The following is a 646-nucleotide window of genomic DNA, read 5'->3' on the forward strand; positions in this document are numbered from 1 at the left end:
TCACCCACCGCCTCCGCTGGTCAGACTGGCGCCGCCGCCATCAAGCCCGAGCCCGCCAAGCCCACTACACCCGACGCCTCAACCTCGAACTCCAGCCATGATCCCAAACGGCGGCTGCCGTACTAGATCGACATCCAGCGCTGGCACGTTTGCGGCATCGCCGAGCACCCACGTGACACTTGCGGCCACGTCCTTCCGTTCTGCCACCTCAAGCGATGCCTCAGCAGGATCGACACCCACGACCGTCCGTCCGCTCTCGGCGAGCAAGACGGAGAGTGATCCGGTCCCACAACCAACGTCCAGCACACTTTTCGCGCCCAGCTCATCGGCGATACCGAGGTAGGCCGTCAAGTCATTCCGAGTGCCGTCGAATGCGTCGTAGATGCGCGCAAGGCGGGGGTGGGCAAAGATCGCGTCGGGCATCTAACGACCGTAGCTACGCTCAAGCAATCCAGCGACACACTTTCGACCAGCTTGGTCGCACGCTCATGCCGCTGACTGCGCGCCGTGTCGTCCAGGTCGCCCCGTCGGCCGTCGACCGGGGGATCGCCGGTTTGATCGACTCGGTCTCGGTGGATTGGTGGGCACCAGCGTGGACGTGACCGTCTGCTGCGGTAGGGGCCTCTGGGTGGGGTGGAGTGGGGTG

At 65.2% G+C, this 646-nt stretch carries 1 protein-coding gene; it reads right to left on the reverse strand.

Features of this window, described 5'->3' with window-relative positions:
• Positions 1-78: 78 nt before the first annotated feature.
• On the reverse strand, positions 79-423 hold the full coding sequence (locus tag C1I95_RS34315; protein WP_111220277.1) for a class I SAM-dependent methyltransferase: 345 nt from the start codon (positions 421-423) through the stop codon (positions 79-81).
• Positions 424-646: the final 223 nt, after the last annotated feature.

It is taken from the genome of Micromonospora craterilacus, from assembly GCF_003236315.1.
Lineage (GTDB): Bacteria > Actinomycetota > Actinomycetes > Mycobacteriales > Micromonosporaceae > Micromonospora > Micromonospora craterilacus.